This window comes from Pseudomonas sp. NFX98 (assembly GCF_047784845.1).
Classification (GTDB): domain Bacteria; phylum Pseudomonadota; class Gammaproteobacteria; order Pseudomonadales; family Pseudomonadaceae; genus Aquipseudomonas.
Genome location: NZ_JBLNNF010000019.1, coordinates 137,323 through 155,913, shown reverse-complemented (window position 1 = coordinate 155,913; position 18,591 = coordinate 137,323). Strand labels below are relative to the sequence as shown.

The window sequence follows — 18,591 nt, the reverse complement described above, 5'->3', positions numbered from 1 at the left end:
TCGAGGGGTGGTGTGAGCAGCTGCTTCCGTTATTGCCCCAACGCCTGAACAACTAACAAAACCAAATCCCTGTAGGAGCTGCCGCAGGCTGCGATCTTTTGATCTTGATTTTGAAAAGTCAAAAGATCGCAGCCTGCGGCAGCTCCTACAGGGGAACTGTGATCAGTTCATGGAAACTCGCTGGCCGAGATTTTCCTCTTTGAGCACATCAAACAACGCCTGCGCCGCCGCCGACAGCTCTCCCCCCGGCAACGTCAAAACCCCAAGCGCCCGCTCCACCACCGGGTCACGCAACGTAATGCAGCGCGCCCCCAGCTCGCGCATCTGCCCGGCACACAACGCCGGCACCGCACTCACCCCCAACCCGCTGGCGACCATCCGCCCGACCGTCGCCAGTTGATGGCTCTCAAACTCCACCGGCAGCTTCATGCCCCGCGCCTGCAAGTGTTCTTCCAGCATCACCCGCACTGTCGACGGCCGCTGCAAGGTGATGAACGGCTCCTTGAGCAAAGTCTGCCAGTCGATTTCGTCCAGCTCAACCAGCGGCGAATCATGGGGCACCACCGCGACGAAGCGGTCGATGTACAGCGGCGTGAATTGCAGCGACGAACTCTGGGTCGGCTCGAACGCCACGCCCAGCTCCACCTGGCGATCGCGGACCATTTCCAGCACTTGCTCGTTGATCACATCGTTGACCGTGACGTTGACTTTCGGATACCGGGCGCGGAATGTCTTGAGGATTGGCGGCAACAGGTTGCCGGCGAACGACGGCATGGCCGCCAGGGTCACGCGGCCGCGCTGGAGGGTGAAGCGCTGACGCAGTTCGTCTTCGGCGTTGTCCCAATCGGCAATCAAGCGGCGCGCAAGCGGCACCAGGGATTCGCCCTCGGCAGTCAATGCCACATTGCGCGTATTGCGCGTGAAGAGGCGCCCGCCCAGGCCCTCCTCCAGCGCTTTGATGGTCAGGCTCAGTGCCGATTGTGACAGGTGCAGGCGCTCGCAAGCCACGGCAAAACTCAGGCTCTGGGCCACGGCCAGAAAGGCGCGGATCTGCTTGACGGTCATACTCGGCTTCTCCCGGCTATTGTAGGAGCTGCCGAAGGCTGCGATCTTTTGATCTTCGGCGACTACAACTCTGTCAAAAACAAGATCAAAAGATCGCAGCCTACGGCAGCTCCTACGTACTATTGAGCTTTATCTATCAATCAACATTAAAAATCAACTTAACAAATGAATCTTGCGGCGAGACACTCAACCCCACACGGCTAGCCAGCCGCCCACAAAGAATAAAAGAGGTGCATATGGCAGGTTTCGACAAGCGCGTGAGTTCCTACGAGGAAGCTCTGGCAGGTCTTGAAGACGGGATGACCGTGATCGCTGGCGGCTTCGGCCTGTGCGGTATCCCGGAAAACCTGATCGCCGAGATCAAGCGCAAAGGCACCCGCGACCTCACCGTCGTTTCCAACAACTGCGGCGTCGACGGTTTCGGCCTCGGCGTGCTGCTGACCGACCGCCAGATCAGCAAGGTCGTGGCCTCCTACGTCGGCGAAAACAAGCTATTCGAAGAGCAACTGCTCAAAGGCGAAATAGAAGTCACCCTGACCCCGCAAGGCACCCTCGCTGAAAAAATGCGCGCAGGCGGCGCCGGCATCCCGGCCTTCTTCACCGCCACCGGCGTCGGCACCCCGGTTGCCGAAGGCAAGGAAGTGCGCGAATTCCATGGCCGCAAGTACCTGATGGAAGAGTCCATCACCGGTGACTTCGCCATCGTCAAAGGCTGGAAAGCCGACCATTTCGGTAATGTGATCTATCGCCACACCGCCCAGAACTTCAATCCGCTGGCCGCCACCGCCGGCAAGATCACCGTGGTCGAAGTCGAAGAAATCGTCGAACCCGGCGAGCTGGACCCGGCGCAGATCCACACCCCTGGCATCTACGTCGACCGGATCATCTGCGGCACGTTCGAGAAGCGCATCGAACAGCGCACCGTACGTAAGTGATCCCCTGCCCCCGGACCGAATGAAGGAATAACAACAATGGCACTTTCCCGCGAACAAATGGCTCAACGCGTCGCCCGCGAAATGCAGGACGGCTTCTACGTGAACCTGGGCATCGGCATCCCGACCCTGGTCGCCAACTACATCCCCGAAGGCATGGAAGTCATGCTGCAGTCGGAAAACGGCCTGCTCGGCATGGGTCCTTTCCCGACCGAAGAAACCATCGATGCCGACATGATCAACGCCGGCAAGCAAACCGTGACCGCACGGATCGGCGCTTCGATTTTCTCCTCGGCCGAATCCTTCGCGATGATCCGCGGTGGCCACGTCGACCTGACCGTGCTGGGTGCGTTCGAAGTGGATGTCGAAGGCAACATCGCCTCGTGGATGATTCCCGGCAAACTGGTCAAAGGCATGGGCGGCGCCATGGACCTGGTGGCTGGCGCCGACAACATCATCGTCATCATGACCCACGCCTCCAAGGATGGAGAGTCCAAGCTGTTGTCCAAATGCAGCCTGCCGCTGACCGGCGCCGGGTGCATCAAGCGCGTACTGACCGACCTGGCCTATCTGGAAATCGAAAACGGCGCGTTCATCCTGAAAGAACGTGCACCGGGTGTCAGCGTTGAAGAGATTGTCGCCAAGACCGCCGGTAAACTGATCGTGCCGGACCACGTGCCGGAAATGCAGTTCGCTGCCCAGTGAGGAATCATTCCATGCAAGAAGTCGTCATTGTTGCCGCCACGCGCACCGCGATCGGCAGTTTCCAGGGCTCCCTGGCCAATGTTTCTGCCGTCGACCTGGGCGCTGCGGTAATCCGTCAGTTGCTGGCACAAACCGGCCTGGATCCGGCTGAAGTCGATGAAGTGATCATGGGCCAAGTGCTGACTGCCGGCGCCGGGCAAAACCCTGCGCGCCAGGCTTCGATCAAGGCCGGCCTGCCGTTCGCCGTGCCGGCGATGACCCTGAACAAAGTCTGCGGCTCCGGCCTCAAGGCCCTGCACCTGGGCGCTCAGGCGATTCGTTGCGGCGACGCTGACGTGATCATCGCCGGTGGCCAGGAAAACATGAGCCTGTCCAACTACGTCATGCCCGGCGCCCGTACCGGCCTGCGCATGGGTCACGCGCAAATCGTCGACACCATGATCAGCGATGGCCTGTGGGATGCGTTCAACGATTACCACATGGGCATCACCGCCGAGAACCTGGCCGAGAAGTACAGCCTGAGCCGCGAGCAGCAGGACGCATTCGCCGCCGCTTCGCAGCAGAAGGCTGTGGCTGCAATCGAAGCCGGGCGCTTCGTCGATGAAATCACCCCGATCCTGATTCCGCAGCGCAAGGGCGATCCGCTGTCCTTCGCCACCGACGAGCAGCCACGGGCCGGCACTACCGCCGAATCCCTGGGCAAACTCAAGGCCGCCTTCAAGAAGGACGGTTCGGTGACTGCCGGTAACGCTTCGTCGCTGAACGACGGTGCCGCCGCCGTGATCCTGATGAGCGCCGAAAAAGCCAAGGCGTTGGGCCTGCCGGTACTGGCAAAAATCACCGCTTACGCCAACGCGGGCGTCGACCCGGCGATCATGGGCATCGGCCCGGTGTCGGCCACTCGCCGTTGCCTGGACAAGGCTGGCTGGAACATCGGTCAACTGGACCTGATCGAAGCCAACGAAGCTTTCGCCGCGCAATCGCTGGCCGTGGCCAAGGACCTGGAATGGGACTTGAACAAGGTCAACGTCAACGGCGGCGCCATCGCCCTCGGGCACCCGATCGGTGCCTCGGGTTGCCGCGTGCTGGTGACCCTGCTGCATGAAATGATCAAGCGTGACGCCAAGAAAGGCCTCGCCACCCTGTGCATCGGTGGCGGTCAAGGCGTCGCCCTGGCGCTCGAACGAGCGTAACGCGTTCAACAGATTGCGCGGGGACCCACGAATAACCGCCGCAGCCTGGAAAAACACCCGGTGCGACTCACGTCGCACCGGGTTCTTTTTGTCTGCGTTTTTTTCGTAGACCGCGTTATCGTTCATCGCGAGCAAGCTCGCTCCCACAGGGTTTTGCATCGTTCACAAAACGGCGCCACACCGCCGATCACTGTGTGCGGGCTTGCCCGCGAAGAGGCCTGACGATTCACCCGAGAAACTGCAGAATCAACCAGCTATTGGCCCCACTGATCACCACAAACAACCCCCACGCCAATACCCGTGTCGGCAACCGGTTCACAAACGGCCCCATCAACTTCTGATCATTGGTCATGCGAATCAACGGATACAACGCAAACGGCAGCTGCAGACTCAACACCACCTGACTCAGCACCAACAGCTTGCCCACCGCGTCGTCGCCCATCAGCCACACACCAATAAATGCAGGTATCAGCGCCAGGCCGCGGGTGATCAAACGCCGTTGCCAGCACGGCAGCCGCAGGTCGAGGAAACCCTCCATGATCACCTGGCCGGCGATGGTGCCGGTGAAGGTCGAACTCTGTCCCGAAGCCAGCAGCGCCACGCCGAACAACACACTGGCCAACGCCCCGCCCACCAGCGGATCGAGCAGGTGATAGGCGTCTTGAATGTCGACCACTTCGGTGTGCCCGCTCTTGTGAAACGCCGCGGCGGCGAGGATCAGGATCGCGGCGTTGACCAACAGCGCTAAAGCCAGGGAGCCGATGGTGTCGATGCGCGCCAGTTTCACCGCGTCCTGCTTGCTGGCGATGTCCTTGCCGATCAATCGCGTCTGTACGATCGAGGTGTGCAGGTAGAGGTTATGCGGCATCACCGTCGCACCGAGAATGCCGATGGCCAGATACAACGGCGCGGCATCACTCAGGGCCGACAGCGATGGCTTGAAGCCTTGGGCGACTTCAGGCCAGTACGGTTTGATCAGCAGCAACTCGACGAAAAAACACGCGCCAATGGTGCCCACCAGCACCAGCATGATCGCTTCCAGTCGACGGAAGCCACGGTTTTGCAGTGCCAACACCAGCAAGGTGTCGAACGCCGTGAGGGCGATGCCGAAAGTCAGCGAACAGCCCAGCAACAAATGGAATGCCAGGGCACAGCCGAGCACCTCGGCGAGGTCAGTGGCAATGATCGAAATTTCCGCCAGCACCCACTGCGTGCGGGCTGTCCGTTTGCTGTAGCGCTGCCGACACAACTGCGCCAGATCGTGCCCGGTGGCGATGCCCAACCGCGAACACAGGCACTGCACCACCATTCCCGCCAGACTCGCCAACAGCACAACGAACAACAGGCTATAGCCAAACCGCGACCCGGCCTCGATGGCAGTCGCCCAGTTGCCCGGGTCCATGTAGCCGATGGACACCAGCAAACCGGGACCGGCAAAACGCAGGACCCGTTTGAAAAATGACGCGCTCGGGTCGACAGCAACGGTACCCGCCACTTCCGGCGGACAGAACGGCGCAGTGCCGACTTTGGGCAAACTGAATTTCACGCGATGATCCATCAACAGGTGGGAAGGCGCAGCTTAGACGTTTCGAGGAACACACAACACCCTGTAGGAGCTGCCGCAGGCTGCGCTCTTTTGATGTTGATTCTCGGCACATTTGAAATGGCTGAAAATCAACAGATCGCAGCCTGCGGCAGCCCCTACTTTGTATACAAAACTTCGACACATATAGAGCAATCCACCTCCCGCAGTGCTAACGTTGCCACCTGACACAGGTTGGAGATGTACGCGTGCTGATGCTCAAACTGCTGGTGATTCCCGGATTCCTGCTGCTGATTTCCCTGGCCGGTAAACGTTGGGGGCCAAGCGTGGCCGGTTGGTTGTCGGGGTTGCCGGTGGTGGTCGGGCCGATTCTGTTTTTCCTCGCCATCGAACAGGGCGAACTGTTCGCCGCGCAATCAGCCCAGGCAGCGCTGTCGGCCATGTTCGCGATGATCGCTTTCTGCGTGACTTACGCGCAGGTCGCCCAACGCACCGGATGGCCACTGGCGCTGACGGTTTCCCTGTTGGTGTGGGCCGTGATCGCCGTGGTGCTGTCGTTGGTTCCACCATCACTGGTGTTTTCGATGATCGCCGCCGCGACCGCGCTGTTGGCCGCGCCTTACCTGTTCCCAGCGGTGCAACCCATCGTTTCCGGTCCAAAACCGAAGTCCGACAAACTGCTGCTGCGCATGGTCGCCGGCGCCCTGCTGACCCTGGCCGTCACCCTGCTGGCCAGCACTGTCGGCGATCGCTGGAGCGGGCTGCTCGCGGTGTTTCCGGTGCTTGGCAGCGTGATGGCGGTGTTCTCCCAGCAAACCCGTGGCCCGGCGTTTACCGCTGCCCTGCTGCGGGCGACGGCCACCGGCATGTATTCGTTCTCGGCATTCTGCCTGGTCCTGGCGCTGACATTGCCGAGCATGGGGATGAGTGCGTTTGCCGTCGGCGTAGCGGTGTCGGTGGCGATGCTGGGCGTGACCAAACGCCTGCTGGCCCGGCCCGTCGGCCAGGCTCCGGCGGACGCTGGACGAACCGCGATCAAGCGCTAAGCTGCAACAGGTCATCGGGCAAGGAAGTCGCCCGTTCAACACCTGAAGGAACAGACATGGCCACGTCCAGCGTCCGTAGTGCCCGCTCCGCCACCGCGGTCGGCGTGATCGCGATCTTCCTCTGGTCCTGCCTGGCGTTGCTGACCACCCTCACCGAAGGCATTCCACCGTTTGAACTGCTGACCCTGAGCTTCGGCGTGGCGTTTATCGCGACCTTGATGATTCTGGGTCGGCGCGGGCTCAGCGGTTTCAGCAGTTGGCGCCAACCCTGGCCCGTCTGGGCGACAGGGTTTGTCGGAATTTTCGTTTATCACGCGCTGTATTTTTTCGCGCTCAAGTCCGCGCCGGCAGCCGAAGCCAGCCTGATCAACTACCTGTGGCCCCTGCTGCTGGTGCTGCTCTCGGCCTTCGCCGCCGGAGAAAAACTGCACAAGCGCCAAGTCCTCGGTGCAATTCTGGGTCTGGCAGGCACCGCGTTCATCATGCAGCAACGCGATACCCATACCTCCGCCGTGATGCCGGTGGCCGGGTATCTGGCGGCGCTCGGATGTGCGCTGATCTGGGCCGGGTACTCGGTGTTCAACCGGCGGTTCAAGGAAGTACCGAGCAGCATCATCGGCGGCATTTGCGGCATGTCGGCCTTGGGCGGGCTGGTCTGCCATCTGGCGTTCGAAACCACGGTGTGGCCCGATTTCAGGCAATGGACTGCGATCGTCATTCTGGGCCTCGGCCCGGCGGGGCTGGCATTTTTCGCCTGGGACCACGCCACCAAACACGGCAGCCTGGCCACGCTGGGCGCGCTGTCCTACCTGGCTCCGCTGATTTCCACGGTGTTGTTGATCGTCGTCGGCCGCAGCCATGCCAGCCCGATCCTGATGATTCCTGCGCTGCTGATTATCGCCGGCGCGGTGATCGCCACCGCGCAACCGTCGGTTAAATCCCCTACAACACCTTCGATGGTTTCGCACGAGTAACCCAACAACTCCGTACGTCAATCGAACAGGTTTCGCCCACCATCAGCCTCAGTTCAAACCACTAACCACTGAGGCCTACACCATGAAATTCTTTTTCCACCCTTCGCCGAACCCGATGAAAGTCGCCCTGTTGCTTGAAGAACTGCAAACGCCTTATGAGCTGATCGGCGTCGACACCTTCAAGGGCGAGCAACACCTGCCAGCCTTCCTGGCGATCAACCCGAACGCCAAGGTCCCGGCGCTGGTCGATGGCGACGCCACGGTCTTCGATTCCCAGGCGATCCTGCTGCATCTGGCGCAAAAACATCAGCGTTTCCTGCCCACCAGCGCTGCCGATAATGCCGAGTTGCTGTCCTGGCTGATGTTCATCGCCACCGGCCTCTCGCCGTTCTCCGGCCAGGCCGTACACTTCATGCACCACGCGCCGGAAGACCTGCCGTACGCGAAAAACCGCTACTTCAAGGAAGTCGAACGCCACTACCGCGTCCTCGACCAACGCCTGGCCGAACACCAGTACCTGGCGGGCGACACCTACAGCATCGCCGACATGGCGCTCTGGGGCTGGGCCAACTACGCGCCGTACATCCTCGGTGAAAACGGTCTGGCGGCCTACCCGAACGTCAAGCGCCTGTTCGACGAAATCAGCGCCCGCCCGGCGGCCCAACGCGCTCAGGGTCTGAAAGAGAAACTGGTGCTCAAGGCCGAATTCGACGAAGAAACCCGTCGCAACCTGTTCCCGCAAAACCAGGCCCAGTAAGCCATTCCCAATACAGGAAGGTGATGAAATGAGTGATCAAGTCGCGTTTATCGTTTACCTGCCGGCCAAACCCGAGCGTTTCGCCGAAACCAAAGAACGACTGCTGGACGTAGTGCACCAGATGTCGGCCGAGCCGGACTTCGTCAACACCTGGGTGCATCAACTCCAGGACGAACCGAACACCTTGGTGCTCTACGAAACCTGGAACTGCAGCAAGGAAGACTTCATCGCTCGTCACCTGAGCAAGCCGTATCGCCAGGAGTACGAAAAATTGCTGCCGGAGTTGCTGGCAAGCGAACGTCGGATCGAGTTTCTGGAGGTGATCGAGAGCTATCCGGTGCGTCGCGAAGATTGAGGCTGGCTCGGCAACGGACAACGACCGTCCGTTACCCAACGCTGGAACACGTCACAACCTCCATGGGATGATCGCCCCCCACCGCGCGACCATCCCTGGAGATTTCGAATGTCACTGTTGAGTAAAAAAGCCGTTGTCCTGTTACTGGCGGCGGCGGCCACTTTCGGGGCTCTGAATGCGCAGGCCGCCAAGGCCACGGCCAAGGAGACCGCATCGGCACAGAAGGTCTCGATGCTCGACGGCAAGTTCACGTTCACTCTGCCCAAGGGCTTCGTCGCCAATCCGCTGCCGACCAGTCCCACCGGCGCAAGCGGCACCATGTACGCCAACGAGACCACCAAGACAGTGGTCATCGCTGCGCAAAACAGTCTGCCGGAAGGCACCACGGTCAAGGACAATGACGGCGCGTTTCTGGATGGCACCGTGGCCGACTTCGACGCAGCGCAACGCAAGGCCCTGCCCGATTACAACAAGCTCAGCGAAAAAAGCCTGACCCTCAAAAGCACCGGGCTGGGCGTACGCCAGGTCGACAGCACCGCCACCCAGGGCGGCGGCATGACCCTCAACACCACGCTGATGGCCGCGTCCGGCAGCCACATGACGGTCATTCAGGTCATTTCCCGCCCCGGCGACATGGCCGCCCACGAGACGCTGATCAAGCAGATCGTCAGCGGCAAATAAATCTCAGGGATTGAGGCGCTGCAACCAGGCGCTCAAATCCTGCATTTCTTCGGCACTGATGTTGTGGCCGACACCCTGGTAGGCGTGGAACTCGGGTTCGAGTGAAATGCTCTGCAACAGGCTGTTGGCCTCCGTGCCGTCGCTGTATGGCAGACGTTTGTCCGCCGTGCCATGACCGATGAAAATCGCCAGCGATTGGCGTTTTTCATCCGGTTTCAATTCGGCCTTGAGCACCGGTAAAATCCGCCCGCTCAACGCGGCGATCCCGCCCACCGCTTCGGGATGGCGCAGCGCGACTTCGTAAGACATGATCGCGCCCTGGCTGAACCCCACCAGGAAAACCTTGCCCGGCTCGGTGTGATATTTCTTTGTTGCCTGTACGACAAAATCCAGCAGCACCTGGCCGCTGGATTTCAGATCATCGGTCTCACCGTTGTAGGCACCTTCGCCTTTCTTGCGAAACCACTGATAACTCCCCTCCTGTATCACCATCGGCGCCCGCACCGACAGGTACGTGTATTGCGCGGGCAATTCATCCTTGATGCCGAACAGATCCTGCTCGTTACTGCCGTAACCGTGGAGAAAAATCACCAGGGGCTGATCGTGGGAATCGGAGGGTGCCTGCTCCAGGTATTTGAGCGGCAGGTCGGTTTGCAGCGGGGTTTGAGCGTGGACAGCGGCGGATGCCAGCAGCATGAACAGAGCCAGAAATTTCAACATAAGCCTTCCTTCACAATGCGCAGGATTCGGGGAAGAGCCTAACACTGTGAAGCTGGCCGAGGAATTTTCGCTGTGCCAACTACCGCTATCGCCAGCAAGCTGCGCTCCTACAGGATTGGCGTTGTTCCGTAGGAGCACAGCTTGCTGGCGATGAGGCCAGACCAGATAGCAAAAATTGTCGGTCAGTCGTTGATCAACTTCCCAACCCGAATCGGCTCGCGCCCCGCCACTTTCGCCTGCCAGGTCCCCGGCTGCGTATAACGCCCGCGATCAATTGCAAACAATACGCCACTAGTCCCGGCACGTACGGTGGTGACCTTGTCACTCAACGGGTCGACCACCTCAAACAGCGCATCGCCCTTCTCCACCCACTCCCCGGCTTCGCGCAGGAAACTGACGACACCGTGATGCGGCGCGAACAGGTATTCGGTGCCTTCAAACGGCATGCCCTCACAGCACTCATCCGGCGCTGCCGGCCAATTGCCCTTGATGAAACCCTGCTCGGCGAGAAAGCCCAGAATTGCCTCGCAATTGGCTTGGGCCTGATCAACCCGGGTGTCGCCCATGCTGCCCAGTTCCAGAGTAGTCGCCAGGTTCGCCGGTGGAATCGCCGCCTCAGGGAACGCCCTGGCCAGACGCAACCACGGCGAAGAACAGGATTCGTCGAAAGAACTGCCGCCGGAATCCTCACACAACAACGCCACGCCAGCCTGCAAACGCGCCGCCAGGGATTGCCACTGCGGCCAGTGTTGCGGCAGCGCGTAAATGTGAATCGCCGCTTCGAAATCGCAATGCAGATCGAGGGTGATGTCAGCTTCACAGGCATGGCGCAGCAACAGGCGATGCATGGCTTCGAGTTGTGATGCCGGGGCCGGCAAACCGTCGAGAACCTGGCCCATGGTCTGACGGATCAGCGCGATGTTCGCCTCGGCATCGCTGCCCAGACGATCACCCACCAACTGCGCTACCGGTGCACTGAGTTCGACAAACGCGCGGTTGAAATTCTTGCCGCTGCCCAGTTCGAAGCGGCCCATGTGACTGCCTTGCAAGTGCTGATCGAGACCGATCGGGTTGGCCACCGGCACCAGTTCGATCACACCGTTCAACTGCCCCTGAATTTCGAGATCGGACAGACGCTTCTTCAATTCCCAAGCGGTGCGCATACCCGGCAATTCGTCGGCATGCAGACTGGCCTGGATGTAGACCTTGCGTGTGCCCGCGCCAAAACGGAACACACTGAGGGTGCGTTCGCTGCCGAGGTGGCTCCAGGGCAATGGATGGTCAATGCGTTGCATGGGAGAACTCCAGTTTTTCCGTAGGAGCTGTCGAGTGAAACGAGGCTGCGATCTCTTGACCTTGAAAAGTAAGATCAAAAGATCGTCCGAACGCGGCCCGAACCTGCGGCAGCTCCTACACCTACGGCGTATTAATGACCGTAAACGTCAAAGTCGAAGTACTTGTCCTGCACTTGCTTGTACTTGCCATTGGCGCGGATTTCAGTGATGGCGGTGTTGAATTTGTCCGCCAGCTCTTTGTCGCCCTTGCGCACAGCAATACCGGCGCCGCCGCCGAAGTACTTGGCGTCTTCATAGGTCGGGCCGACGAAAGCGAAGCCTTTGCCGGCGTCGGTCTTCAGGAAACCGTCGTCCAGGTTGACCGAGTCAGCCAGCAGCGCGTCGATGCGACCGGAAACCATGTCCAGGTTGGCTTCCTGCTGGGAGCCGTAACGCACCAGCTCGATACCGGCCGGCACCAGTACTTCGGTGGCGAAACGGTCGTGGGTACTGGCGCGCAGTACACCGACCTTCTTGCCTTTGAGTTCGGTCAGCGGGTCTTTGATGTCGGTGCCTGTCTTCATCACGAAGCGCGCCGGCGTGTGGTAGTACTTGATGGTGAAATCGACGTTCTTCTTGCGATCGTCAGTGATGGTCATGGACGACAGGATGGCGTCGATTTTCTTGACCTTCAGCGCCGGGATCAGGCCGTCGAATTCTTGCTCGACCCAAGTACATTTCACTTTCATCTGCTCGCACAGCGCGTCGCCGATATCAACGTCGAAACCGGTGAGCTTGCCGTCAGGGGTTTTCATCGAGAATGGCGGGTAACCGGCTTCGATACCGATGCGGATCGGCTTGGCGTCTTCGGCCACGGCGGTCAGGGACAACATCGACAGTGCCAGGGCACCGAACATCACTAGCTTCTTCATTTATAACTCCTGTGTGCGGAGGTTTTTATTGGCAGCTTTCGGTCGTTGCTTGTGGCGGGTAAGGACCGAAGAGGCCGGCAGTCTAGAGTGGCTGGTGCGGGGCAAATTGTTTTCAGGCGACATATACTTATAGAAACTGGCCGAGCCGATGATTGCCGTAGAAGCGTGTGCCAGAGCGGTGCAAAGCCTGTCAGACAATTATCGTTTTCGGAAAAAACCTACAAGATTTTGGGAGCATTCCGACTGAACAGTCATGCTGGCGATGAGCTCTTTTTTGCGGCACATTGACCACCCACCCCGCCCGTCCAAGAGAAGCACGATGTCCGAGTTGAACCTGATTCAGCACCACCCTGCCGAGGGTCCGGGCGCCATTGCCGCGTGGGCCGCTACCCGTGGAGTGAAGCTGAACGTCTTTCGCGCCGACCTCGGTCAGTTGCCAGCGGTGAGCGCGGCACCGGCGATTCTGTTGGGTGGGCCGTATGAGTCCAACGCCGGGCCGGCATGGCTGGAGGCCGAACGCCAATGGCTGGCAGGCTGCCTCGAACAAGGCGCCGCAGTGTTCGCCATCTGCCTGGGCGCGCAATTGTTGGCGTTGAGCCTGGGTGGAAATGTGCGGCGCATGGCGCGCACGGAAACTGGCTGGACGCAGGTGAACTTCGTCGATGGCCAGAGCCTGAAGGTGCTGGAATGGCACGAAGACGCCATCGACCTGCCGCCGAATGCGCAACTGTTGGCCAGCAGCGAGCAGTGTGAACAGCAGATGTATTGCGTTGGACCGACACGGGTTGGCTTGCAGTTTCACCCGGAATGGGATGCCGAATCGGTGGCCCTGCTCAACCAGCACTTCGCCAATGAGTCGCCGCTGCCTCGAGGGACGCAGGACAGCGCCGCCTATACCGCCGTTTTTGACTGGTTGCAGGCGACGCTGGATCAGTGGTGGGTGAAAATTTAAAAGCCAGATCAAAAGATCGCAGCCTGCGGCAATTCCTACAGGAGGACGCATTTCAATGTAGGAGCTGCCGCAGGCTGCGATCTTTTCGGTTACATCAACACTCGCAACCGATCACGGCTTTCACCGGGCGTTGCGCCGTGACACTCAGCTCAAACCCTTCATCCAGCCACCCGGTCACGCCGCCAATCATCTCCTTGACCGGGTAGCCCAACGCCGCCAGTTTCACCGCAGCCTTGTTGGCGCCGTTGCAGTGCGGCCCCGCGCAATAAACCACGAACAGGCTGGTTTTCGGGTAGGCCGCCACACCTTCGGCAGTGAGCAAGCGCCCCGGAAGATTGATCGCACCCGGTACATGGCCACGTTCGAATGCCAACGGGCCGCGCACGTCAACCAGGACAAAGTCGATTAGACCGGCCTGTTGACTGCCATGGACGTCGGAACAATCGGTTTCGAATGTAAGACGGTTGCTGAAATGCATCAGGGCGATGGCCGATGGGGCGGCAGGAATTTCGCGAACAAGGCTGGTCATGGGCAGTTCTCCAGAGTGTCAGTGGGTGTGAACAGACTTTATCCGCCTGGCACTTGCGGCTACAGTGGCGCACAAGACACTCACCGGGAACTTTCCGCCAAATGCAATCATCCCCTGGATTGGTCGCGATTCTGGCCTACGACGGCCTCTGTACCTTCGAGTTCGGCATCGCTGTGGAGATCTTTGGCCTGCCGCGACCCGAGTTCGATTTCCCATGGTACGAGCATCAAATTGTCGCGGTCGATCAAGGACCGATGCGCGCGATGGGCGGCATCCAGGTCCTGGCCGATGGCGGTCTGGAGCTGCTCGAACATGCCCGGACCATCATCATTCCCGGTTGGCGTGATCGCAATGCGGCGGTGCCCGAAGCGTTGCTTGCAGCGCTGCGCCAGGCCCATGCCCGAGGTGCGCGGTTATTGTCTATTTGTTCAGGGGTGTTCGTGCTGGCGGCCACCGGATTGCTCGATGGTCATGGCGCCACGACGCACTGGCGCTACACCACGGAACTGGCCGAACGCTTTCCGAACATTCTGGTGGACCCGGATGTGCTGTACGTCGATTCGGGACAGTTGATCACCTCGGCCGGCAGCGCGGCGGGCATCGACGCTTGCCTGCATCTGGTCACACGGGATTTCGGTACGCAGGTATCCAATGCCGTGGCGCGGCGACTGGTGATGTCACCGCAACGCACCGGTGGCCAGGCGCAATTCATTCCGACACCGGTCAGTCCTACACCGCGCAGCGATCTTTCCCGCGTTATGCAGTGGGCACGTGAACGTCTGCATGAACCGCTGGAAGTGCGTGATTTGGCCAGTGAAGCGGCCATGAGCGAGCGCACCTTCCTGCGCCGCTTCAGTGAGGCCAGCGGCCAGTCGCCCAAGACCTGGCTGCAACACGAACGCCTGGGTCGCGCCCGCGAACTGCTGGAAAGCACCGATCAAAACACCGAGCAGATCGCGCAGCGCTGTGGTTATCGATCGGTGGAAAGCTTCCGCGTGGCGTTTCGCAGCGTAGTCGGCGTGCCACCGTCGGTGTATCGGGAACGGTTCGGGCGCAAGGTCAAGGCTATTTCCTGAGGTGTTGTTCAGGGCTTGCGCAGCAAATAGGTGTCCATGATCCAGCCATTGGCCAACCGCGCCGCCTTGCGCACTCGCTCGATCTCATCCGCCACAACTTTGAGCTTGCCGCTGATCAGGATTTCATCCGGCGTCCCGAGGTAAGCCCCCCAGTAAATCTCGGTGTCCTGATCCGCCACCTGATGGTAGGCATCCTGCGCATCCAGCATCACCACCAGACTGTCCGCATCGCTGACCTGTCCCGCCGCCAGACGCCGTCCGGTGGTGATTTCAACCGAGCGGCCAATCTGATTGAGCGGCACTTTGTGCTGCGCTGTCAGCGCCTGCACGCTGGTGATACCGGGAATCACCTCGAACTCGAACGCACACGCGCCCGAGGCCAGAATCGCGTTCAAGATACGGATTGTGCTGTCGTACAACGCCGGATCACCCCACACCAGAAAACCGCCGCACTGCTCGTCGGACATTTCCTCGATGATCAGCCGTTCGAAGGTCCGCTGCTTGGCCAGGTTCAGATCGTCGACACTGGACGTGTAGTCCACATCGCCACGCTGGCGTTCCGGGCTTTGGGCTTCGACGAAGCGGTAATCGTGATCGGTGATGTACCGCTCGCAAATTTCCCGGCGCAGGTCGATCAGCTTGTCTTTGCTCTGGCCCTTGTCCATCAGGAAAAACACGTCGACCCGATTCAGCGCCTTCACCGCCTGCATCGTGATGTAGTCGGGGTTGCCAGCACCGATGCCGATAATCAGGAGTTTTTTCATCAAAGTGTTCCTTCAGGGTCAGTGCCCGGCAAACGTAGCCGCCAGTATCCATTGAACCTCAGTTCGATGGCCGACAACGGTTCAACATCAATCAGGTTGAACGCCGAACTTCCCAGCACCGTGGTGAGCGCGGCACGGATGATGAACGGATGGGTCACGGCCACGACGTGACCGGGTGCAGGCTCCAGTGTCGCCAGCCAGGCGCTCACCCGCTCAGTGACTTGCGCCATTGATTCGCCACCGTGGGGCGCCGAATTCGGGTCGGCAAGCCAGGACTGGAGTAATTCAGGTTCGGCTTTTTGCAGATCGTTGATCCGAACCCCGCTCCAGCGGCCGAAATCGCAGTCCCTGAGGGCCTCGACAATTTCCACGGTGCTGCCGAACAATTCGGCGGTTTGCCGGGCCCGCCGTTCCGGACCACACAGCAGTTTCGGCGGGAGCTTGAATTGGGTACTGCGCACGCCCCTCGCCGACTGCCAATCCATCTCCAATGGCTCATCCGTAGGAAAACGCGCCAGTTTCTGTGCGACGGTTCGAGCGTGGCACATCAAGGTCAAACGGGTCGCCTGCACGAAGGATCACTCTGTCGATAGAAAGGAAAAACGGCGCCGCGGCGCCAGCCATCGCGCAATTGTGCCGTAAGCGGCCCTGATTCGCCGAGGCATTTCATCCACCAAGTACAGCCACGTCCGACCACACTTTAGGCGATAACCTACAAGCTCAGTCGACTTGCCCGTAGCCCTGTTTCACCCCATGGCCGGGCGTTGAAACACCGCACGAAAATTAACTAGACATGTTGTGCGCCTTAACTAAATACTCCTTTCAACGGATTATGACCCCCACCATCCAGCAGGAGCCCGGATGCCTTCATGCCAAGACTCAATCACCGATTTTGCTGATTCGCACGCAATGCCGTATGCATTTTGCCCGGCACCTGTTGCCGAGCCCTTTGATACAGGAGTGCATCCATGCTGGTCTTGCGTCCAGTGCAATTAACCGACTTGCCCCAATTGCAGCGACTGGCTCGCGAAAGCCTGGTGGGCGTCACGTCCTTGCCGGACGACAGCGAACGCCTGCGCGACAAGATTCTCGACTCCTGCACGTCGTTCGAACAACACGTGCAGAGCCCCGGCCCGGAAAATTACTTCTTTGTGCTGGAGGACTCGACGACTCAAAAACTGGCGGGCTGCTCGGAAATACTCGCCACCGCCGGTTTCAGCGAACCGTTTTACAGCCTGCGCAACCGCCACTTCAACAGTGCCTCGCGGGAGCTCAACATCGAGCATGGCGTACCAGCGCTGTCGTTGTGTCATGACCTCAGCGGCCACACCTTGCTGCGGGGCTTTCACATCGATGCCGCGCTGGAGCGCACAGCGTTCTCCGAACTGTTGTCACGGGCCAGGCTGCTGTTCATCGCGGCCCATGCCCGACGGTTTTCCGATGCGGTGATTACCGAGATCGTCGGCTACAGCAGCAACGACGGCCACTCGCCATTCTGGGACGCCGTGGGCAAGCATTTCTTCGACCTGCCCTACGTCGAGGCCGAGCGGCTTTGCGGCCTGGAAAGCCGGACCTTTCTCGCCGAACTGATGCCGCAATACCCGATTTACGTACCGATGTTGCCCCAGGCCGCGCAGGACTGCATCGGTCGCATCCACCCCGATGGCCAGGAAGCCTTCGATATCCTGGAGCGCGAGGGGTTCGAAACCAACAGTTATGTCGACCTGTTCGATGGCGGCCCGACGCTGTATGCACGCACCGCCGGGATCCGTTCCATCGCGCGAAGCCACACGGCTTCGGCAACCCCCGGCTCAACCATTGATGCCCGCGGCCGATACCTGGTAAGCAACGATTCGCTGGAAAATTTCCGCGCCATCGTTGCTGATCTGGACGATGTTGCCGGGCAATCGGTGACCCTGGACGCCGGGATGTGTACTGCGCTGAGGGTGAGCAATGGCAGTCCCGTCCGGCTGATCGCACTGTGAGCACCTTGTGGGCCCGTGCCCGATCACAACGCCTGAGCAGGCGCGCAAAAGGAGTTGCTGCATGATTGTTCGCCCGGTTCAGGTCACTGACCTGTCTGCCTTGCTCACGCTGGTGCAACAAGTAGACCGCGCATTGAACAGCCTGTCGGCCGACGAAAACCGCCTGGCCCACCGCCTGCGCTGGGCCAAAAGAACATTCGCCGAACAGGTCGAACGCGCCGATGCCGATTATCTGTTTGTCCTCGAGGACGACGATCAGCAAGTGATCGGCGTCAGTGCCCTGACGGGGGCCGTCGGCTTGCGCGAGCCTTGGTACAACTACCGGGTCGGGCTGACAGTCAGTTCATCAGCGGACCTGGGTATCCAGCGACACATTCCGACCTTGTTCCTGAACAATGAAATGACCGGTCAATCGGAACTCTGCTCATTGTTTTTGCGCCCCGATCAACGCCTGGGCAATCACGGTCGATTGCTGTCCCTGAGTCGCTTGTTGTTTGTAGCGGAGTTCCCGCACCTGTTTGGCGAAAAGCTCATCGCCGAACTGCGCGGCAGTGCCGATGAGCAAGGCTGTTCACCCTTCTGGGACAGCGTGGGTCGGCATTTTCTCAAGATGGATTTCAGTCATGCCGATCATTTGTCGGGGCTGGGCAACAAGTCCTTCATCGCCGAACTGATGCCACGCCAACCGATTTACACCTGCCTGCTCACCGAACAGGCCCAGGCCGTCATCGGCAAGCCTCATCCGAACAGCGAGCCAGCCTTGAAAATCCTTGCCGCCGAGGGTTTTGCGCACAAGGGCTACATCGACATCTTCGATGCGGGTCCGGTCATCGAGGCGCCTACCTCGGGCATCCGCACGGTGCGCGACAGTCAACTGCTGGAATTGGCCATTGGCACCCCGGACGACCAGGCGCCGACATGGCTGGTCTACAACCGCCGCCTGGAAAACTGTCGCATCACCGCGGTGCCGGCCCGACAATCGGGTCGCAGTTTGATCGTCGATCGCCTGACGGCCAAACGCTTGCAGCTACAGCCTGGTGATTCTGTTAGGGCCGTGCCGCTGCTCAACCAACAACAGCAGGCGGTGGCGGCCTGACCGTTCACGTGA

Annotated in this window: 20 protein-coding genes; 12 read left to right on the top strand and 8 right to left on the bottom strand. The window is 60.2% G+C overall.

Going from position 1 to position 18,591, the window contains the following annotated elements:
• Positions 1 to 162: 162 nt before the first annotated feature.
• A complete protein-coding gene (locus ACM110_RS23895; protein ID WP_416129712.1) occupies positions 163 to 1,065 on the bottom strand; it encodes a LysR substrate-binding domain-containing protein in 903 nt (300 codons plus the stop codon).
• A 236-nt stretch (positions 1,066 to 1,301) separates the two neighbouring features.
• Between ACM110_RS23895 and ACM110_RS23890 the strand changes: the two genes are divergently transcribed.
• The 3 genes from ACM110_RS23890 to ACM110_RS23880 are packed head-to-tail and all read left to right on the top strand — an operon-like array spanning position 1,302 to position 3,895.
• Positions 1,302 to 2,000: a CoA transferase subunit A gene (locus tag ACM110_RS23890; RefSeq protein WP_150771363.1), complete on the top strand. Its 699-nt coding sequence runs from the start codon at positions 1,302 to 1,304 to the stop codon at positions 1,998 to 2,000.
• 36 nt (positions 2,001 to 2,036) lie between these two features.
• Complete coding sequence (locus tag ACM110_RS23885; RefSeq protein WP_054051104.1) at positions 2,037 to 2,702, top strand: CoA transferase subunit B; 666 nt, start codon at positions 2,037 to 2,039, stop codon at positions 2,700 to 2,702.
• Positions 2,703 to 2,713: 11 nt separating this feature from the next.
• On the top strand, positions 2,714 to 3,895 hold the full coding sequence (locus ACM110_RS23880) for an acetyl-CoA C-acetyltransferase (protein ID WP_416129711.1): 1,182 nt from the start codon (positions 2,714 to 2,716) through the stop codon (positions 3,893 to 3,895).
• Positions 3,896 to 4,121: 226 nt separating this feature from the next.
• On the opposite strand, the gene ACM110_RS23875 is transcribed toward ACM110_RS23880, so the two are convergent.
• On the bottom strand, positions 4,122 to 5,441 hold the full coding sequence (locus ACM110_RS23875) for an Nramp family divalent metal transporter (RefSeq protein ID WP_416129710.1): 1,320 nt from the start codon (positions 5,439 to 5,441) through the stop codon (positions 4,122 to 4,124).
• Positions 5,442 to 5,686: 245 nt separating this feature from the next.
• On the opposite strand from ACM110_RS23875, the gene ACM110_RS23870 reads away from it, so the two are divergent.
• The 5 genes from ACM110_RS23870 to ACM110_RS23850 all read left to right on the top strand — a co-directional run bounded on the left by ACM110_RS23870 (position 5,687) and on the right by ACM110_RS23850 (position 9,251).
• Positions 5,687 to 6,484 (top strand): hypothetical protein, encoded by a 798-nt coding sequence (locus ACM110_RS23870; protein WP_416129709.1) that lies wholly within the window; start codon positions 5,687 to 5,689, stop codon positions 6,482 to 6,484.
• A gap of 56 nt (positions 6,485 to 6,540) precedes the next feature.
• The gene (locus ACM110_RS23865; protein WP_416129708.1) at positions 6,541 to 7,458 is read left to right on the top strand and encodes a DMT family transporter; all 918 of its coding nucleotides are present in this window, start codon (positions 6,541 to 6,543) and stop codon (positions 7,456 to 7,458) included.
• An 82-nt stretch (positions 7,459 to 7,540) separates the two neighbouring features.
• Positions 7,541 to 8,215, top strand: coding sequence for a glutathione S-transferase family protein (locus ACM110_RS23860; RefSeq protein WP_416129707.1), 675 nt, complete (start codon positions 7,541 to 7,543; stop codon positions 8,213 to 8,215).
• Positions 8,216 to 8,243: 28 nt separating this feature from the next.
• Entirely contained in the window at positions 8,244 to 8,570 is a 327-nt protein-coding gene (locus tag ACM110_RS23855; RefSeq protein ID WP_416129706.1) for a putative quinol monooxygenase, read from the top strand.
• Between the two features lie 108 nt (positions 8,571 to 8,678).
• Positions 8,679 to 9,251, top strand: coding sequence for a hypothetical protein (locus ACM110_RS23850; protein WP_416129705.1), 573 nt, complete (start codon positions 8,679 to 8,681; stop codon positions 9,249 to 9,251).
• Between the two features lie 3 nt (positions 9,252 to 9,254).
• On the opposite strand, the gene ACM110_RS23845 is transcribed toward ACM110_RS23850, so the two are convergent.
• From ACM110_RS23845 to ACM110_RS23835, 3 genes are all read right to left on the bottom strand, one after another.
• On the bottom strand, positions 9,255 to 9,971 hold the full coding sequence (locus ACM110_RS23845; RefSeq protein ID WP_416129704.1) for an alpha/beta hydrolase: 717 nt from the start codon (positions 9,969 to 9,971) through the stop codon (positions 9,255 to 9,257).
• A 182-nt stretch (positions 9,972 to 10,153) separates the two neighbouring features.
• On the bottom strand, positions 10,154 to 11,266 hold the full coding sequence (locus ACM110_RS23840) for a succinylglutamate desuccinylase/aspartoacylase family protein (RefSeq protein ID WP_416129703.1): 1,113 nt from the start codon (positions 11,264 to 11,266) through the stop codon (positions 10,154 to 10,156).
• 131 nt (positions 11,267 to 11,397) lie between these two features.
• On the bottom strand, positions 11,398 to 12,177 hold the full coding sequence (locus ACM110_RS23835) for an ABC transporter substrate-binding protein (protein ID WP_416129702.1): 780 nt from the start codon (positions 12,175 to 12,177) through the stop codon (positions 11,398 to 11,400).
• A 319-nt stretch (positions 12,178 to 12,496) separates the two neighbouring features.
• On the opposite strand from ACM110_RS23835, the gene ACM110_RS23830 reads away from it, so the two are divergent.
• Positions 12,497 to 13,129 (top strand): type 1 glutamine amidotransferase, encoded by a 633-nt coding sequence (locus ACM110_RS23830; RefSeq protein ID WP_416129701.1) that lies wholly within the window; start codon positions 12,497 to 12,499, stop codon positions 13,127 to 13,129.
• Between the two features lie 94 nt (positions 13,130 to 13,223).
• Here the strand turns inward: ACM110_RS23830 and ACM110_RS23825 are convergent, their stop codons facing one another.
• The gene (locus ACM110_RS23825) at positions 13,224 to 13,658 is read right to left on the bottom strand and encodes a rhodanese-like domain-containing protein (protein WP_416129700.1); all 435 of its coding nucleotides are present in this window, start codon (positions 13,656 to 13,658) and stop codon (positions 13,224 to 13,226) included.
• A gap of 101 nt (positions 13,659 to 13,759) precedes the next feature.
• Between ACM110_RS23825 and ftrA the strand changes: the two genes are divergently transcribed.
• Positions 13,760 to 14,734, top strand: coding sequence for a transcriptional regulator FtrA (gene ftrA / locus ACM110_RS23820; RefSeq protein WP_416129699.1), 975 nt, complete (start codon positions 13,760 to 13,762; stop codon positions 14,732 to 14,734).
• Positions 14,735 to 14,742: 8 nt separating this feature from the next.
• On the opposite strand, the gene cobF is transcribed toward ftrA, so the two are convergent.
• Entirely contained in the window at positions 14,743 to 15,498 is a 756-nt protein-coding gene (gene cobF / locus ACM110_RS23815) for a precorrin-6A synthase (deacetylating) (protein ID WP_416129698.1), read from the bottom strand.
• Positions 15,498 to 16,070: a histidine phosphatase family protein gene (locus ACM110_RS23810; RefSeq protein ID WP_416129697.1), complete on the bottom strand. Its 573-nt coding sequence runs from the start codon at positions 16,068 to 16,070 to the stop codon at positions 15,498 to 15,500. The genes cobF and ACM110_RS23810 overlap by 1 nt, the downstream gene beginning before the upstream one ends.
• A gap of 396 nt (positions 16,071 to 16,466) precedes the next feature.
• On the opposite strand from ACM110_RS23810, the gene ACM110_RS23805 reads away from it, so the two are divergent.
• Together ACM110_RS23805 and astA are read left to right on the top strand one after the other, a co-directional pair.
• Positions 16,467 to 17,483: an arginine N-succinyltransferase gene (locus ACM110_RS23805; RefSeq protein WP_416129696.1), complete on the top strand. Its 1,017-nt coding sequence runs from the start codon at positions 16,467 to 16,469 to the stop codon at positions 17,481 to 17,483.
• Positions 17,484 to 17,544: 61 nt separating this feature from the next.
• Positions 17,545 to 18,579 (top strand): arginine N-succinyltransferase, encoded by a 1,035-nt coding sequence (astA, locus tag ACM110_RS23800; protein ID WP_416129695.1) that lies wholly within the window; start codon positions 17,545 to 17,547, stop codon positions 18,577 to 18,579.
• Positions 18,580 to 18,591 lie beyond the last annotated feature (12 nt).

Coding starts and splice junctions, on each gene's coding strand:
- ACM110_RS23895 (WP_416129712.1), bottom strand. CDS start 1,065: ATGACCGTCAAGCAGATCCGCGCCTTTCTGGCCGTGGCCCAGAGCCTG.
- ACM110_RS23880 (WP_416129711.1), top strand. CDS start 2,714: ATGCAAGAAGTCGTCATTGTTGCCGCCACGCGCACCGCGATCGGCAGT.
- ACM110_RS23830 (WP_416129701.1), top strand. CDS start 12,497: ATGTCCGAGTTGAACCTGATTCAGCACCACCCTGCCGAGGGTCCGGGC.
- cobF (WP_416129698.1), bottom strand. CDS start 15,498: ATGAAAAAACTCCTGATTATCGGCATCGGTGCTGGCAACCCCGACTAC.
- ACM110_RS23805 (WP_416129696.1), top strand. CDS start 16,467: ATGCTGGTCTTGCGTCCAGTGCAATTAACCGACTTGCCCCAATTGCAG.
- ACM110_RS23855 (WP_416129706.1), top strand. CDS start 8,244: ATGAGTGATCAAGTCGCGTTTATCGTTTACCTGCCGGCCAAACCCGAG.
- astA (WP_416129695.1), top strand. CDS start 17,545: ATGATTGTTCGCCCGGTTCAGGTCACTGACCTGTCTGCCTTGCTCACG.
- ACM110_RS23835 (WP_416129702.1), bottom strand. CDS start 12,177: ATGAAGAAGCTAGTGATGTTCGGTGCCCTGGCACTGTCGATGTTGTCC.
- ACM110_RS23890 (WP_150771363.1), top strand. CDS start 1,302: ATGGCAGGTTTCGACAAGCGCGTGAGTTCCTACGAGGAAGCTCTGGCA.
- ACM110_RS23840 (WP_416129703.1), bottom strand. CDS start 11,266: ATGCAACGCATTGACCATCCATTGCCCTGGAGCCACCTCGGCAGCGAA.
- ftrA (WP_416129699.1), top strand. CDS start 13,760: ATGCAATCATCCCCTGGATTGGTCGCGATTCTGGCCTACGACGGCCTC.
- ACM110_RS23825 (WP_416129700.1), bottom strand. CDS start 13,658: ATGACCAGCCTTGTTCGCGAAATTCCTGCCGCCCCATCGGCCATCGCC.
- ACM110_RS23885 (WP_054051104.1), top strand. CDS start 2,037: ATGGCACTTTCCCGCGAACAAATGGCTCAACGCGTCGCCCGCGAAATG.
- ACM110_RS23845 (WP_416129704.1), bottom strand. CDS start 9,971: ATGTTGAAATTTCTGGCTCTGTTCATGCTGCTGGCATCCGCCGCTGTC.
- ACM110_RS23865 (WP_416129708.1), top strand. CDS start 6,541: ATGGCCACGTCCAGCGTCCGTAGTGCCCGCTCCGCCACCGCGGTCGGC.
- ACM110_RS23860 (WP_416129707.1), top strand. CDS start 7,541: ATGAAATTCTTTTTCCACCCTTCGCCGAACCCGATGAAAGTCGCCCTG.
- ACM110_RS23850 (WP_416129705.1), top strand. CDS start 8,679: ATGTCACTGTTGAGTAAAAAAGCCGTTGTCCTGTTACTGGCGGCGGCG.